The organism is Streptomyces sp. NPDC102406 (assembly GCF_044765725.1).
Taxonomy (GTDB): Bacteria; Actinomycetota; Actinomycetes; order Streptomycetales; family Streptomycetaceae; genus Streptomyces.
On the sequence record NZ_JBIWKP010000013.1, the window covers coordinates 101,955 to 118,997 of the forward strand.

General features: G+C 72.3%; 6 protein-coding genes. 5 read left to right on the plus strand and 1 reads right to left on the minus strand.

Going from position 1 to position 17,043, the window contains the following annotated elements:
* Nucleotide 1: 1 nt before the first annotated feature.
* From ACIRF8_RS33660 to ACIRF8_RS33680, 5 genes are all read left to right on the plus strand, one after another.
* Complete coding sequence (locus tag ACIRF8_RS33660; RefSeq protein WP_404221258.1) at nucleotides 2-8,893, plus strand: amino acid adenylation domain-containing protein; 8,892 nt, start codon at nucleotides 2-4, stop codon at nucleotides 8,891-8,893.
* A gap of 4 nt (nucleotides 8,894-8,897) precedes the next feature.
* Entirely contained in the window at nucleotides 8,898-12,704 is a 3,807-nt protein-coding gene (locus tag ACIRF8_RS33665; RefSeq protein WP_404221260.1) for an amino acid adenylation domain-containing protein, read from the plus strand.
* 79 nt (nucleotides 12,705-12,783) lie between these two features.
* A complete protein-coding gene (locus ACIRF8_RS33670) occupies nucleotides 12,784-13,503 on the plus strand; it encodes a thioesterase II family protein (protein ID WP_404221262.1) in 720 nt (239 codons plus the stop codon).
* A 66-nt stretch (nucleotides 13,504-13,569) separates the two neighbouring features.
* On the plus strand, nucleotides 13,570-14,574 hold the full coding sequence (locus ACIRF8_RS33675) for a threonine/serine dehydratase (RefSeq protein WP_404221264.1): 1,005 nt from the start codon (nucleotides 13,570-13,572) through the stop codon (nucleotides 14,572-14,574).
* 55 nt (nucleotides 14,575-14,629) lie between these two features.
* Complete coding sequence (locus ACIRF8_RS33680; protein WP_404221266.1) at nucleotides 14,630-15,415, plus strand: thioesterase II family protein; 786 nt, start codon at nucleotides 14,630-14,632, stop codon at nucleotides 15,413-15,415.
* A gap of 31 nt (nucleotides 15,416-15,446) precedes the next feature.
* Here the strand turns inward: ACIRF8_RS33680 and ACIRF8_RS33685 are convergent, their stop codons facing one another.
* Complete coding sequence (locus ACIRF8_RS33685) at nucleotides 15,447-16,964, minus strand: FAD-dependent monooxygenase (protein WP_404221268.1); 1,518 nt, start codon at nucleotides 16,962-16,964, stop codon at nucleotides 15,447-15,449.
* Nucleotides 16,965-17,043: the final 79 nt, after the last annotated feature.

Here is a 17,043-nt window from a genome sequence, read left to right on the forward strand (position 1 = left end):
GATGATCCCCTTGTCCTTCGCCCAGCGGCGGATGTGGTTCCTGCACCGCCTGGAAGGGCCGTCCGCGACGTACAACATCCCGTTCGTGCTGCGTCTGGACGGGGCGCTCGACACCGCGGCCCTGGCCGCCGCGGTCACGGACGTCGCGGCCCGCCATGACAGCCTGCGCACCCTGGTCGCCGAGAACGCGGACGGCACACCGGAGCAGCGGGTCCTGCCCACCGAGGAGGCGGTCCTGCCCTTCCGGGTGGTCGACGTGAGCGCCGACGCCCTGGACGCCACCCTGCACGAGGAGCTGGTCACGGGCTTCGACCTGGAGACCGAACTCCCCCTGCGAACCACCGTGTTCCGCCTCTCGCCGCAGGAACACGTCCTGGCGTTCGTGTTCCACCACATCGCCGCGGACGGCTCCTCGATGGCCCCGTTCCTCAAGGACCTGGTCGCCGCGTACACGGCCCGCCACGACAGGAACGCACCCCAGTGGGCGCCGCTGCCGGTCCAGTACAAGGACTACACGCTGTGGCAGCGGCAGCTCCTGGGCGAGGACGGCGACCGCGAGAGCGTCGCCGCCCCCCAGATCGCCTACTGGCGCAAGGAACTGGACGAGGTGCCGCAGCCCACCCAGCTCCCGCTGGACCGGCCGAGGCCCGCGGTCGTCGGACACCGCGGCGGCCACGTCGAGTTCCTGCTCGACTCCGACCTCGTCGGCCGGCTCGGGAAGGTGGCCGCCGACCGCGGCGCCACCCCTCCGATGGTGGCCCAGGCGGCGCTCGCCGTCCTCCTCAACAAGCTGGGCGCCGGCGAGGACGTCACGATCGGCAGCCCCATCGCCGGGCGCACCGACGAGGCGCTGAACGACCTGGTCGGCTTCTTCGTCAACACCTGGGTGCTGCGCGCCGACCTGTCGAAGAACCCGTCGTTCGGCGACATGGTGGAACAGGTACGGGACAAGGCCCTGGCCGCGTACGACAACCAGGACGTCCCCTTCGAACGGCTCGTGGAACTGCTCAACCTGGAGCGCTCGACGTCGTACCCGCCGCTGTTCCAGACCATGCTGGCCTGGCAGTTCGTGTGGCCGGACATCGAGATGCCGGGCCTGGAGGTCACCCCCGTCCCGGCCGGTACCGACACCGCCAAGTTCGACCTCTTCTTCAACATCGTCCCCGACGCCGCGGGCCGCGCCCACGGACGCCTGGAGTACGCGGCGGACCTGTTCGACCACTCCACGGCGGTCGCCGTCGTCGACCGCCTCGTCCGCATCCTGGAACAGGTGGCCGCCGACCCGGCCGTACGCCTCGGCGACGTCGACGTCCTCGACCCGGCCGAGCGGAACCTGCTCCTGGACGACTGGAACGCGACGGCGCGTGAGGTGGTTGCGGGGACGTTGCCGGGTGCGTTCGAGGCGCAGGTGGAGCGGTCGCCGGGTGCGGTGGCGTTGGTGGGTGAGTCGGAGTCGTTGTCGTATGAGGAGTTCAATGCGCGGGCGAATCGTCTGGCGCATTGGCTGATCGAGCGGGGTGCGGGTCCGGAGCGGTTGGTCGCGGTGCGGATTCCGCGGTCGGTGGATCTGCTGGTGGCGGTCTATGCGGTGGTGAAGTCGGGCGCGGCGTATGTGCCGGTGGATCCGGAGTTGCCGGATGACCGGGTGAGGCATGTGCTGGACGTGGCGCAGCCGTTGTTGGTTCTGGATGAGGTGCTGCCGGATGTGTCGTCGTATCCGGTGTCGAATCCGGTGCGGGAGCTGTCTCCGGATCATGCGGCGTATGTGATCTTCACGTCGGGTTCGACGGGTGGGCCCAAGGGTGTGCAGGTGGCGCACCGTTCGATCATGAACCGGCTGGCGTGGGGTCTCGGGTATTTCGACGTGGGGCCCAAGGACCGGGTGCTGTTGTCGACGACGGCGAGTTTCGATGTGTCGGTGCCGGAGTTGTTCGCGGCGTTGCAGGTGGGTGCGGCGGTGGTGATCGCGCGTCCGGACGGGCGCAGGGATCCGGCGTATCTGGCGGAGTTGATCCGGCGTGAGGGGGTGACGGGGGCGGACTTCGTGCCGTCGTTGCTGGAGGTGTTCGTCTCGGAGCCGGGGGCGAAGGAGTGCACGAGCCTGCGGTGGATCGAGGTGGCGGGTGAGGCGTTCCCGCCGGCGCTCGCGAACAAGGTGGCCGAGGTGCTGCCCGCGTGTGGGGTGTTCAACCTGTACGGTCCGACGGAGGCGTCGGTGGAGGTGACGGCGTATCGGCATGTGCCGGGTTCGGAGCGGGTGCCGATCGGGGCACCGGTGTGGAACACGCAGGTGTATGTGCTGGATGCCGCGCTCAAGCCGGTGGCGCCCGGGGTTGCGGGTGAGCTGTATCTGGCGGGTGCCGGGCTGGCGCGCGGGTATGTGGGTCAGACGGCTTTGACGGCGGGGCGTTTTGTGGCGTGCCCGTTCGGTGGGCCGGGTGCGCGGATGTATCGCACGGGTGACCTGGTGCGCTGGAACCGTGAGGGCCAGGTCGAGTACATCGGCCGGACCGACTTCCAGGTCAAGGTCCGTGGTTTCCGTATCGAACTCGGCGAGATCGAACAAGCCCTCACCGACCACCCGGGCGTGGCCCAGGCCACCGTGGTGGTCCGCGAGGACAGCGAGGGCGGCAAGCGCCTCGTCGGCTACGTCGTGCCCGACCCCGGCGCCGCCGTCGAGGACGCCGACGACCAGCAGGACGACTGGCGCGAGCTCTACGACGACAGCTACCGGGCCTCCGAGGACGAGGCGTGGGGCGAGGACTTCCAGATGTGGACGTCGTCGTACGACGGCGAGCCGATCCCCGTCGAGCAGATGCGGCAGTGGCGGGACGCGGCCGTGGCCCAGGTGCTGCGCTACGCGCCCCGGCGCGTCCTGGACATCGGCGTCGGCTCCGGCCTGCTCCTCGCCAAGATCGTCGGCGAGGTCGAGGAGTACTGGGGCACCGACATCTCGGCGCCCGTCGTGGAGCGCGTCACCGCCCAGGCCGAGCGGGCCGGGTTCGGCGACCGGGTCCACCTCAGCGCCCGCACCGCCGACGAACTCTCCGACCTGCCCAAGGGCCGCTTCGACACGGTGGTCCTCAACTCCGTCGCCCAGTACTTCCCGAGCGCCGACTACCTGGACCACGTGCTGTGCCAGGTCATGGAGCTGCTCGAACCCGGCGGCCGAATGATCGTCGGTGACGTGCGCAACGCCTCGACCCTGCGCGTCCTGCTCACCGCCGTCCAGCGTGCGGCACACCCGCACGCCTCCCACGACGAGCTGCGGACGTTCGTGGAGAAGGAACTGCTCGCCGAGCGGGAACTCGTGGTGCCCCCGGAGTGGTTCGCCGACTGGGCGGCCCGGCACTCCGTCCCCGTCGACATCCGCCTCAAGCCCGGACGGGCCCACAACGAACTGACCCGGCACCGCTACGAGGTCGTCCTGCACAAGGCACCCGCCGACGTGCTCGACCTCGCCGGCCTGCCGACGGTGCCGTGGGGCGGCCAGCTCACCGCCCCCGCCGACCTGGCGGGGCGCACGGACGCAGGTCCCCTGCGCGTCACCGGCATCCCCAGCGCCCGCCTCGCCGAGGAGGCCGCCGTGGCGGTCGCGGCCGGGCTCCTCGACCCGACGGCGCTGCCCGGCGAAGCGGTCGACCCGCAGGACCTGTCCGACTGGGCCCGCGACAACGGCCTCGAAGCCGTCCTCACGCTCTCCGGCGAGGACCCGCGCTGCTACGACGCGGTGCTGCTGCCCGAGCTGCCCGCCGAGGCAGCCGTCACCGGCACGTTCCTCGCCACCCCCGCGGGCCGTCGGGCCAGGCCCAACGCCCCGGCCCTCGCCAAGGCGATCGGCCCGCTCCTCGCCGGACTCCCCGACTACCTGAGCGAGCGGCTGCCCGGCTACATGGTGCCCGCAGCGCTCGTCCCGCTCTCGGAGATCCCGCTGACCCCGAGCGGCAAGCTGAACCGGCGCGTGCTGCCGCCGCCGGACTACGCACGGGCCTCGACCGGACGCGCGCCGCGCAACAAGATCGAGGAGTCCTTCTGCGCGCTGTTCGCCGAGGTGCTCGGCCTGCGGACCGTCGGCATCGACGACGACTTCTTCACCACGGGCGGCGACAGCATCCGCTCCATCCAGGTCGTCGCCCGCGCCCGGGCGCTCGGCATGGCCGTCAGCACGCGGGAAGTCTTCGAGTACCGCACGGTCGCGCGCCTCGCCGAACTGGTCGAGGGCCGCGAGGACACGAGCGTCACCCTGGCCGAGCTGCCCGGCGGCGGCGTCGGCCGGACCCCGCTGCCCCCCATGGCGGCACACGTCCTCGCGCTGGGCGGCGGCATCGGCCGGTTCTCCATGTCCGGCATGCTGACCCTGCCCGACGACATCGACCGCGCGGGCCTGCTCGCCACCCTCCGGGCCGTCCTCGACCGGCACGACGCCCTGCGCTCCCGGCTCGACCGGGACGAGCCCGGACTGCTGATCGCGCCGCCCGGCGGCGTCGACCCCGCCGCACTGCTCCGCGAGGTCCCCCTCGACGGCGCCGACGTGCACGCCGAACTGGACGCCGCCGCGGGCCGCCTCGACCCGGACGCCGGTGTCATGGCCCAGTTCGTGTGGTTCACCTCCGCCACGGACGCCGACCGGCTGCTGATCGTCCTGCACCACCTCGTCGTCGACGGGGTGTCGTGGCGGATCCTGGTGCCCGACTTCGCCGCCGCCTGGCAGCGGGTCCGCGACGGTGGCGCGCAGGAACCCGCACCGAAGGGCACCTCCCTGCGCCGCTGGACGCACGCCCTGGTCGACCTGGCGGCCGACCAGGAGAAGGCCACGGCCCAACTGCCGGTGTGGCAGGAGATTTTGGACGGTGACGAGCCCGTGCTCGGCGCCCGCGCCCTGGACCGCACACGGGACGTCGCGGCCACCGTGGAGACCGTGCGTGTCCAACTCCCCGCGGACGTCACGGAGACCCTGCTGACCCAGGTGCCCGCGGTCTTCCGCGGCCGGGTCGACGACGGGCTGCTCGCCGCGCTCGCGCTGGCCCTGACCCACTGGCGCCGCACCCGCGGCGAGTCGGGCTCCTCGGCGCTCGTGCGCATGGAGGGCCACGGCCGCGAGGAGCACGTGATACCCGGCGCGGACCTGTCGAGCACGGTCGGCTGGTTCACCTCGGTGTTCCCCGTCCGCCTGGACCTGACCGGCGTCGACGTGGTGGACGCGCTCGCCGGCGGCGCCGCCGCGGGCCGCGCGCTCAAGGCCGTCAAGGAACAGCTCCGGGCGGTGCCGGACAACGGCATCGGCTACGGCGTGCTGCGCCACCTCAACGCGGAGACCGGCGCGGTGCTCGCCGCCGCACGGGAACCGCAGATCGGCTTCAACTACCTGGGCCGCACCTCCGCCGCCCCCGCCGGGCAGGAGAGCGCGGGCTGGACCCCGGACAGCACCTACCAGGACCTGATCGCCGCCCCGGACGCCGACATGCCGGTCCTCTCCGCCCTGGAGATCAACGCGGTGGCCACCGACACCGGTGACGGCGACGAACTCACCGCCTACTTCGGCTTCCCGACCGGCGTCCTCTCCCACGACGAGGTGACCGAGCTCGCCGGACTGTGGGTGCGGGCCCTGACCGCGCTCGCCCGGTACGCCGAGACGGACGAGGCCGGTGGCCTGACCCCGTCGGACGCACCCCTGGTCGATGTGGACCAGGAGACGATCGACGGCTGGGAGGCCCGCTACGGCGCGCTCGCCGAGATATGGCCGACGACCCCCGCCCAGTCCGGCATCCACTTCCACACCCAGATGGCCGGATCGTCGTTCGACGCCTACCACATGCAGTTGGTGTTCCACCTCTCCGGAGACGTCGACGCGGAGCGGATGCACCGGGCCGGGCAGGCGCTCATCGAGCGCTACACCAACCTGCGCGCCGCCTTCGTCGCCGGGGCCGACGGCGACATCGTCCAGGTGGTTCCGGCGCACGGGGTGACCCTGCCCTGGCGCCACCTCGACCTGACCTCCGTCGGCGCGGCCGAGGCGACCGACACGTTCGAGGAGTTCCTCACCCAGGACCGGGCCGACCACTTCGACATGACCGCCCCGCCGCTGATGCGGCTCGCCCTGGCCGTGCTCGAACCCGGCCGCGCCGAACTCGTCGTGACCGCCCACCACATCCTGTTCGACGGCTGGTCCATCCCGCTCCTGATGCGGGACCTCCTGCTCCTCTACGCGGCCCACGGCGACCCGTCCGGTCTGCCCGCCACCCGCAGCTACGGAGACTTCCTGGCCTGGCGGGTCCGGCAGGACGAGGCGGAGGCGGCCCGCGCCTGGGCCGCCGAGATCGCCGGGGTCGAGGAGCCGACGCTGCTCGCGCCCGGCTCCCAGGGCACCGACGAGGGCCTGGGGCAGGTCGAGTTCGCGCTGCCCGCCGAGGTGTCGGCCCGGCTCGACCGGCGCGCCGCCGAACTGGGCGTCACCGTCAACACGATGGTCCAGGGCGCCTGGGGCCTGCTGCTCGGGCAACTCACCGGCCGCCGCGACCTGCTGTTCGGCGCCACCGTCTCCGGTCGCCCGCCCGCCGTGGCGGAGGTCGAGACGATGGTCGGGATGTTCATCAACACCCTCCCGGTCCGCGTCGCGTACGCCCCCGGCGACACCCTCGCCGAGGTCCTGACCCGGCTCCAGGAGCGGCAGGCCGCCCTGATGGACCACCATCACCACGGGCTCGCCCAGATCCAGCAGGCCGCGAACCTGCCGTCCCTCTTCGACACCCTGGTCGTCTTCGAGTCCTACCCGGTCGACGAGGAGGGCATCAGCGCCGCGACCGAGGCCGCCGACGGCGTCGCCTTCACCGGCCTGCGCCCGTCCAACGGCACCCACTACCCACTCGGCCTGATGGCGGCGGTCGAACCGAACCTCCAGTTCATCCTCCAGTACGCGCACGGCGTGTTCACCCAGGAGACCGTGGAGGCGTACGCGGCCCGCCTGGTCCGCATCCTGGAGCAGTTGGCCGCCGCGCCCGAACGGATGGTCGCCCAGCTCGACGTCCTGGACCCGGCCGAACGCGAGCGCCTGCTCGTCACGGTCAACGACACCGACGCCCCGACCCCGGACGTCACGATCGCCGGGCTCGTCGAGGCGCAGGCGGCACGGACACCGGACGAGGTCGCCGTGATCGCCGAGGGCGTCTCGCTCACCTACCGCGAGGTGAACGCCAGGGCCGACCGCCTGGCGCGTGAGCTGGCCGGCCGCGGGGTGGGCGCCGAGTCCCTTGTCGCGGTGTCCCTGCCGCGCACCGCCGACCTGGTGATCGCCCTGCTCGCCGTCCTGAAGGCGGGCGGCGCCTATCTGCCCGTCGACCCCAAGTACCCCGGACACCGCCTGGCGGCCATCCTCGGCGAGGCGCGACCGCGCCTGGTCCTGACGGACACGGCGACGGCCGGGGCGCTGCCGGAGCACGACGCCCCGGACGTCCTCCTCGACACGCTCGACCTGTCCGACCTGACCGACCTGTCCGGCCTGTCCGAGGGAGACGGTCCGGCGCTCGAACACCCGGCCCGAGCCCAACAGTTGGCGTACGTGATGTACACCTCCGGTTCCACGGGCAGGCCCAAGGGCGTCGCCATCACCCACGCCAACGTGGTCAACGGCGTGCTGCGCCTCGCCGACCGCGTGGGCATGGCGCCGGGGAAGCGGATCCTCGCGGGCACCTCGGTCAACTTCGACGTCTCCGCGTTCGAGATCTTCACGGCCCTCGCCGTCGGCGGCGTCGTCGAACTGGTCCGGGACGTCCTGGTCCTGGGCGAGCGCAAGGAGGGCTGGAGCGGTGGCGTCATCTCCACCGTCCCGTCCGCCTTCGCGGAACTCGTCGACGAGATCGCCGGCCGCACCGACGTCGACACACTCGTCTTCGCCGGTGAGGCACTGCCCGCACCCCTGGTCGCGAAGGTGCGGGGCGCCTTCCCCGGCGCCCGGATCGTCAACGCCTACGGGCAGAGCGAAACCTTCTACGCCACTACCTGCACCGTCACCGGCGAGCCGGGCGACGCGGCGGGCAGCGCCCCCGTCGGCACCCCGCTCGGCAACATGCGGGTCTACGTCCTCGGCCCCGGCCTCACCCCGGTGCCGCCCGGCGCCGTCGGCGACCTGTACGTCGGCGGGAGCGTGGGCCGCGGCTACCACGGCCGCACCGCACTGACCGCCGAGCGCTTCCTCGCCGACCCGTTCGGCCCGGCGGGCGCCCGCATGTACCGCACCGGCGACCTGGCCCGCTGGAACGACGAAGGACAACTGGAGTACGTGGGCCGCGGCGACGCACAGGTGAAGGTGCGCGGTTTCCGCATCGAGCCCGCCGAGGTCGAGGCCGCTCTCACCGCGCACCCCGACCTCGCGCAGGCCACCGTCATCGCCCGCGACGGACGCGGCGACGGCGCCGGCAAGCTGCTTGTCGCCTACGTCGTGCCCACCGGCGACGGCCGCGCCGCCCCGGACGCCAGGGAGCTCCAGGCCTTCGTCGCCGAGCGGCTGCCGGAGTTCATGGTGCCGTCCGCCTTCGTGGCCCTGGACCGGCTCCCGCTCGCCCCCAACGGCAAGCTGGACCGGGCCGCCCTGCCCGAGCCGGAGTTCACCGGCGCCGCCTACCGGGCGCCCGGCACCGCCCGCGAGAAGGGTCTGGCCGCCCTCTTCGCCGAGGTGCTCGGTGTGGACCGGGTCGGCGCCGACGACGGGTTCTTCGAGCTCGGCGGGCACTCCCTGCTCGCGACCCGGCTGATCAGCCGGGCCCGCGCCGAGATGGGCATCGAGATACCGATTCGCAAGATCTTCGACCTTCCGACGGTGGCCGCGCTCGCCGCGTGGACAGAGGAACTGGCCGCTCCCCGTCGTCCCGGTTTGCGCAAGATGTTCGTAGAGGAGTGAAGCAATGATTCCGCTGTCATTCGCCCAACGCCGCATGTGGGTCCTGCATGAGCTGGAGGGAGGCTCGGACTCCTGGAACATGGCGGCCGCCTTCCGGCTCACCGGATCCCTGGACCGGGACGTCCTCGCCGCGGCGATCCGCGACGTGGTCGAGCGGCACGAGATCCTGCGCACCCTCTACACGACGGACGACAACGGCGAGCCGCACCAGCGCATCCTCCCGATCGCGCAGGCGTCGCCGGAGCTCCCGCTCACCGAGGTGGCACAGGACGAGGTGGCCGCCGCCGTCGACGGAGCCATCGCCCACCGGTTCGACCTGGCGGCCGAACTCCCCTTGCGGGCACACCTGTTCCGCTGCGCACCCGAGGAACACGTCCTGGTCCTGGTCATCCACCACATCGCCACGGACGGCAGCTCGGGCGCCCCGCTGGTGCGCGACCTCGCCGCCGCCTACACCGCCCGACGCGGCGGCGAGGCACCGGCCTGGGAGCCGCTGCCCGTGCAGTACAAGGACTACACGATGTGGCAGCGCGAGGTCCTCGGCGACGTGACCGACCCCGAGAGCCTCGCCGCCGCGCAGGTCGAGTACTGGCGCAAGGAACTGGCCGGGGTCCCCCAGCCGTTGAACCTGCCGCTCGACCGCCCGCGGCCCGCCGAGGCGAGCGGGCGCGGCGCCACCGTCGACCTCGTGATCAAGGCGGAGGTGGCGACGGAGCTGCAGAAGCTGGCCGACCGGCGCGGATCGACCCTGTCGATGCTTCTGCAGGCCGCGCTCGCGGTCCTGCTGAAGCAGCTCGGCGGCGGCCAGGACGTGACGATCGGCAGCTCGATCGCCGGACGCACCGACGAAGCCCTCAACGACCTGATCGGGTTCTTCGTCAACACCCAGGTGCTGCGGGTGGACCTGTCCGGCGACCCCACCTTCACCGACCTTCTCGGACAGGTGCGGGACAAGGCACTGGCGGCCTACGAGCACCAGGACGTGCCGTTCGACATGCTGGTCGAGGCGATCAACCCGGAGCGCTCCGCCGCGTACCAGCCGTTGTTCCAGGTGATGCTCGGTGTGCAGAACTACGAGCGGCCGGACCTCGAACTCGCCGGACTCACGGTGGAGGTCGAGCAGGCCACCCCCTCCACCTCCAAGGTCGACCTGTTCTTCAACGTGATCACGGACGCCACGGGAGCGCTGCGCGGCGACATCCAGTACGCGACCGACCTGTTCGACCGGGACACGGTCGAGGCCATCGCCGGACGGTTCGCGCGCGTCCTCGAACAGCTCGTCGCCGACCCCGGCGTGCGCGTCGGCGATGTCGACGTACTGAGCGCCGAGGAACGTCACCACCTGCTCGTCGAGGTCAACGACACCGCCGAGCCGACCCTGGAGCTGGTGTCGGCGATCCGCGAGCGGGTCCGGGCCACACCGGGGGCGCTCGCCGTCATCGGCGAGGAGGAGACGCTCACCTACCAGGAGCTGGAAGCACGCTCGAACCGCCTGGCGCACTGGCTGATCGAGCAGGGCGTGCGGACGGAGTCACGCGTCGCCGTGTCCCTGCCCCGGACCGTCAACCTGGTGGTGGCGCTGCTCGCGGTGATCAAGTCCGGCGGTGCCTACGTCCCGATCGACCCGGACCACCCGCGTTCCCGCATCGACTACATCCTCCAGCACGCGGACCCGGTCCTCGTGCTCGACGCCGAGGCGCTGGCAGGCGTGGACTGGTCGGCACTCTCCGAGGAAGCCCCGCAGGTCACCGTCCGGCCCGAGAACACCCAGTACGTGATCTACACATCGGGCTCGACGGGCAAGCCGAAGGGCGTCACGATCCCGCGCGGCGCGGTCGCCAACTACCTGGCCACGGCGGGGCGCACCTTCCCGCTGGCGGCGGGCGAGCGGATGCTGTTCAGCACCACCGTGGCGTTCGACATGGCCAACACCGAGCTGTACCTGCCCTTCGTCTCCGGCGCGACCATGGTCGTCGCGGACAAGGGCACCGTCTCCGACCCGGCCGCCGTGCTGGCGCTGATACGCCGCCACGACATCACCGCCGTACAGGCCACCCCCGCCTTCTTCCAGATGCTCCTCATGCACGACCCGCTCGCCGCGAAGGGGCTGCGCATCATTATCGGCGCGGAGGCCGTCCCCGTACGCCTGGCCGAGACCCTGGCGAAGCAGGCCACCGAGGTCTTCAACATGTACGGCCCGACCGAGACCGTCACGTGGTGCACCCAGGCGCTCGTCGTGCCGGGGGAGGGCGCCCCGATCGGACGGCCGATGGGCAACTTCCAGATGTACGTCCTCGACGCGCGGCTGCGCCCGGTCCCGCGCGGCGTGGAGGGCGAGCTGTACATCGCCGGGGCCGGGATGGCCCGCGGCTACCAGAACCGCCCCGACCTGAGTGCCGAGCGGTTCGTGGCCTGCCCGTTCGGCCCCGCGGGCACCCGGATGTACCGCACCGGCGACCTGGTGCGATGGGACCGCAACGGGCAACTGGAGTACATCGCCCGCACCGACTTCCAGGTCAAGATCCGCGGATTCAGGATCGAGCTGGGCGAGATCGAGCACGCCCTCGACGGGCACCCCGCGGTGGCCAGGGCGGCGGTCGTGGTCCGCGAGAACCACGACGGCGACAAGCGCATCGTGGCCTACGTGGTGCCCGAGTCGGACGCCGCGGGGCAAGGCGACGCGAGCGAGGAACTGATCACCCGGCTCACCGACCACCTGCGCCGCCGCCTCCCGGAGTACATGGTGCCCGCCGCGGTGATCCCCCTCGCGGAGATCCCGCTCAACCCGAACGGCAAGCTCGACCGCGCGGCACTCCCCGCGGAGGAGACGAGCACCCGGACCGGCCGGGGACCGCGCAACTCCCACGAGGAGAAGCTGTGCGCGCTCTTCGGTGAACTGCTCGACCGCGAGAACATCGCCATCGACGACGACTTCTTCGCACTCGGCGGGCACTCCCTGCTCGCCACCCGGCTCAGCGCCGGCATCCGCAACACGTTCGGCGTCGACGTCCCGCTCAAGACCATCATCAAGTTCCCCACGGTCGCCGAACTGGCCGCGCTGCTGCTCACCGGCGACATCCCCGTGGAGACCGCCAACCCGTTCGCGGTCGTGCTGCCGCTCAACGCCGACCCCGGCACGGGCAAGGAACCGGTCTGGTTCTTCCACGGCGGCGGCGGCCTCGGCTGGGCCTACTTCAGCTTCGTCCTGCACGTGGAGGACCGGCAGGCCTACGCGCTCCAGGCCCGCGGCTCCGACGGCGAGGACAAGCTGGCGGGGTCGGTCGAGGAGATGGTCGAGGACTACGTCACCGAGATGCTGAAGATCCAGCCCGAGGGGCCCTTCCACCTCATCGGCTGGTCCTACGGCGGCACGGTGGTGCACGCGGTCGCCGAAGCGCTCGACCGGCGCGGGCACGAGATCTCCTTCGTCGCCATCCTGGACTCGCAGCCGGGCGGCCACGGGTTCACCGAGATCCACGCCGGCAAGACGGAGGCCGACTACCGGGGCGAGCTGGAGGAGTACTTCGGCCAGTACATCGGCACCGGCAACCAGGGCGACTTCCTGGACACCATGGCGAAGGTGCTGACCAACAACACGACGCTCATGATGGATTTCGAGTCGCCGGTCTACCGCGGCGACGTCGTCTTCTTCAGCGCGACGCTCCAGGACGAGACGTACGCGCACCTGTGGCGGCCGTACGTGCTCGGCGACATCGAGGTCCACGACGTGCGCGCCGTGCACCACGAGATGCACATGCCGGGACCCGTGGCCGAGGTCTTCGAGGTACTCAACCGCAAGTTGGCGGGATGACACGGCAGCGCGTGCGCGCGACCGGTGCGACGCACTTTCCTACGGACGATTGGGGTTGGTCGGGGTGACAAGGCCCGGCATGTCGGAGCAAGACGGGGACCGGACCACGCTGCTGTGCGTGCCGTTCGCCGGAGCAGGTCCCTCGTTCTTCCACCCCTGGCGGGAGCTGTCCGCCGGCCGGTGGCGGGTGACGTCGGTCGAACTCCCCGGCAGGGAGCGCCGGTTCCTGGAGGAGCCGTACCTGAACGTCGTCGAGGCGGCCAAGGCCGAGATCGACACCATCGCCCGCGACCTCGGCGAAGGCGCGCGCACGGTGTTGTTCGGGCACAGCCTCGGCGCGGTGCTCGCCTACGAACTGGCGCACCTGCTGGGCGCCCGCGGCGTGCGCGTCGAGCGGCTGGTCGTCAGCGGTTCGCCGGGGCCGTGGACCCAGCGCGAGCGGCGGGCGGCGGGCCTGAGCGGCGACGAGTTCCTCGCCAGGGTCGAGGAGTTCGCGGGCTTCCGCCACGAGGCCCTCGACCACCCGGAGATGCGGGAGATGATCCTCCCCGCGCTGCACGCCGACTGCACGATGCACGAGGCGTACGTGCCGAGCACCGACGAGCCGCTGTCGGTGCCGATCTGCTCGCTGCGGGGCGACCGCGACGGCCTGGTCACCGCCGAGGAGGCCCGGCAGTGGCGATCCGCGACCACGGGCGACTTCACCTACGCGGAGTTCCCCGGAGACCACATGTACCTGGTCGACAGCGGCCGCCAGGTGCTCGACGTGATCGAGGCCCAGTCGGCGCCCGGCCACTGAGCCCCGACGCCCGACGCCCCGACGACCCGACGACGCCTCGAAGCCGAGGAGAAACGGAGACCCATCATGTCGATCGCCGCGCACCTCGTGGCCGTCGTCGACCAGCCCCTGCTGAGCTACGAAGGCGTGCACGACGCCCGGGACCGTATCGCGGGCCGTGTGCTCCAGACGCCCGTCGTACGCAGCGAGGAACTGGACCGCGTGGCCGGCGCCCGGCTGTGGCTGAAGGCGGAGAACCTCCAGCGCGGCGGCTCCTTCAAGATGCGCGGCGCGCTCCTGGCCGTCGAGCGGCTCGTGGCGGCCGGCAGCCTCGGCGTGGTCGCGCAGTCCACCGGCAACCACGCCATCGCCGTGGCCATGGCCGCCGCCCAGCACCGGCTCCCGGCCGTCCTCGTGCTGCCCGTCGACGCCCCACCGACCAAGGTGCGGCGCATCCGCGAGGCAGGCGCCGAGGTGCTCCAGGCAGGCACCACACTGGCCGAGCGGATCGCGGTCCTGGAGGAGGTCAGGAGCGCCCGCGGCTACGACGAGATCGACCCGTACCAGAACCTGGACGTGGTGGCCGGTCAGGGCACCGCGACCGCGGATCTGCTGCACCAGGTGGCGGCGGCGGGCGACCGCCTGGACGCCGTGGTGCTGCCCGTCGGGGGCGGCAGCGCGCTGGCCGGTGCCTGCCTCGCCACCGCGGGGCAGGGCATCGACGTCTACGGCGCCGAGCCCGCCGCCGTCCCCGCCCTGACCGCGGCGCTGCGGGCCGGCGGTCCCGTCACCGTGGACGCGCGGCCCACGATCGCCGACGGTCTGCGACCCGACCGCATCGGCCAACTCCCGTACGACCTGGCCCACGACGCGGTCACCGGCGTCTACACCATCGAGGAGAGCGCCATCGCGGAGGCGCTGCGTCTCGTGCTCGTCCACGCCCGGCTGCTCGTGGAACCGGCGGCGGCCACCGCGGTGGCCGGCGCGCTGCGCCTCGCCGCCGAGGGCCGCGCCCGCGACATCGGGGTGCTGGTCTCGGGCGGGAACGTCGAGACGGCCCTCGTGGCGAAGCTCCTGAACAACCCCACGTGAACCGGCCCCGCCGGGCCGCCCCATCGACGTATCGGTACACACGGAAAGGCCGGCCATGACAGGGTCAGGGACCTACGACGGGCAGTGGGTGCACCGCTTCCACCCCACCGACGACAGCGACTTCCGCCTCGTCTGCTTCCCGCACGCGGGAGGCTCGGCGAGCTACTTCTACGCGCTCTCCGAAGCGCTCTCACCGCACCTGGACACGCTCGTCGTGCAGTACCCGGGACGGCAGGACCGGCGCGCCGAGGGCTGCGTCGAGAACCTCGCCGAACTCGCCGACCTCACCTACGCGGCCCTGCGGCGCTGCGAGGACGGCCGACCCCTGGTCTTCTTCGGCCACAGCATGGGCTCGATCCTCGCCTTCGAGGTGGCGCGCCGCTACCAGGACGACGCGGGCGCCCCGCCGGTCCACCTCGTCGCCTCCGGCTACCCCCCGCCGTCCCTGCTGCGCGGTGGCACGGTCCACCTCCGTGACGACGCCGGTCTCGTCGAGGAACTGCTCCTGGTCGGCGGCACCGACCCCGTCTACCTGGAGAACGCACACCTGAGGGCGTCCATCCTCTCCGCCCTCCGGGGCGACTACACGGCGATCGAGACCCACCCCCGGGCGACCGGCGTCCGGCTCGACTGCCCGATCACCATGCTGGTCGGCACCGACGACCCGCACACCACGCTCACCGAGGCCGAGTCCTGGCGCGAGCACACCACCGCCGAGTTCGACCTGCACGTCTTCCAGGGCGGTCACTTCTACCTCGACGAGCACGGCGCGGCGGTCAACGAGATCATCGCCGGCGCCGTCCGGGGCGTCGCCGGCGCAGGGGCGGCGCACCCGTCCTGACCGCACCGCCCCCGCCCCGGTGGCCTGCGGGTCACCGGGGCCGTTCGGCTCCGACCCAGGTGGTCAGCGCCGCCCGGAGCGCCGCCGTGTCGGGTGTCTCGTCGCTGTCGGTGGCCCAGGCCACGTGGCCGTCGGGCCGCACCAGGAGCGCGGCGGGCGCCGGGACGTCACCGACGGCGGGGACCGGCCAGTGGTCGTCCTCGCTGTGTGCCTCGACCACGTCGACGCGGTCGGCCCAGCCCTCGGCCGCCCGCGCCGCCCAGCCGCCGCCGTCCAGGACGAGCAGGACGGGCCGGGCGGCGTGCAGCAGCTCGTGGACGCCCACGATGCCCTCGGGCGTCTTCAGGTCGGCGTCCGGCACCCGCCGCCCCGCCAGCGGATGGTCCCCGTCGACCGGGTAGCGCAGGTCGAGGGCGGTCAGCAGGTGGCGCAGGTACCGGTTGACGTCGTCGAAGACCATCAGCGCGCCGAACACCTCGCGCAGCGCCTCCGTCTGCGGCCCGGGCCGCACGAGCGCCGACTGCGCCCGCGTGTTCTGGAGCACCCGCTCGGCGACCGGGTGCCGTTCGGCGTGGTAGGTGTCGAGCAGGCCGTCCGGGGCGTCGCCGCGGACCACGGCGCCGAGCTTCCAGCCCAGGTTGACCGCGTCCTGCACACCCATGTTCAGACCCTGGCCGCCGGCCGGGAAGTGGATGTGGGCGGCGTCGCCCGCGAGGAGCACCCGGCCCGCCCGGTACCGGTCGGCCTGGCGCGCGGCGTCGCTGAACCGCGAGACCCACCGCGGGTTGCGCATGCCGAAGTCGGTGCCCGCGACCCGCACCATCGACTCCCGCAACTGCTCGAACGTGACGGGCTCGTCGCGCCCCGCCACCCGGTCGAACTCGGACGTGATGACCCGGTGCCAGCCCGGCTCGAACGCGATCGCCGAGTAGTCACCTGCCGGGGTGCGCCGCACCCACACGTAGTCCTCGGGCAGATCGGGCACCTCCACGTCACCGATCAGCGCGGTCATCGTCGCCTCGGTGCCGGGGAAGCCGATCCCCGCCAGCCTGCGCACCGTACTGCGACCGCCGTCGCAGCCCACCAGGTAGCGGGCGCGCAGCGGCGCGGACACCGCCTCGCCCGAGCGCAGCTCGACCGTGACTCCGGTCGCGTCCTGTACGAGGCCGGTGACCTCGCACGAGCGGCGCACCCGCGCGCCCAGCTCGTCGGCCCGCTCCTCCAGGAGCCGTTCGACGGCGGACTGCAGGATCATCAGCGGGTAGGGGTGGCGCGACTCGGACTCGTCGAAGTCCAGGTAGAGGCCGGAGAAGTGACCCACCGGCTGGAGTTCGCCCTCGTCGAGGAAGCGGTCCACGATGCCGCGCTGGTCGAGGATCTCCAGGGTGCGGGAGTGGATCCCGCCGGCCCGCGACTCGCCCGAGCGCCGCGCGAGCGGTTCGACCACCGTCACATCGACGCCCGCGAGCCGCAGTTCGCAGGCGAGCATCAGGCCCGTGGGCCCGGCCCCCGCGATCACCACGTCCGTGTCCCAGCCGGTGTCTGCCACGTCGTTCCCCTCAATCCCGGTGATCCCGCCGTGCGCCCGCGCGCCTGTGGCATGGGTGTCTGACCCTCACCGTCGGGCC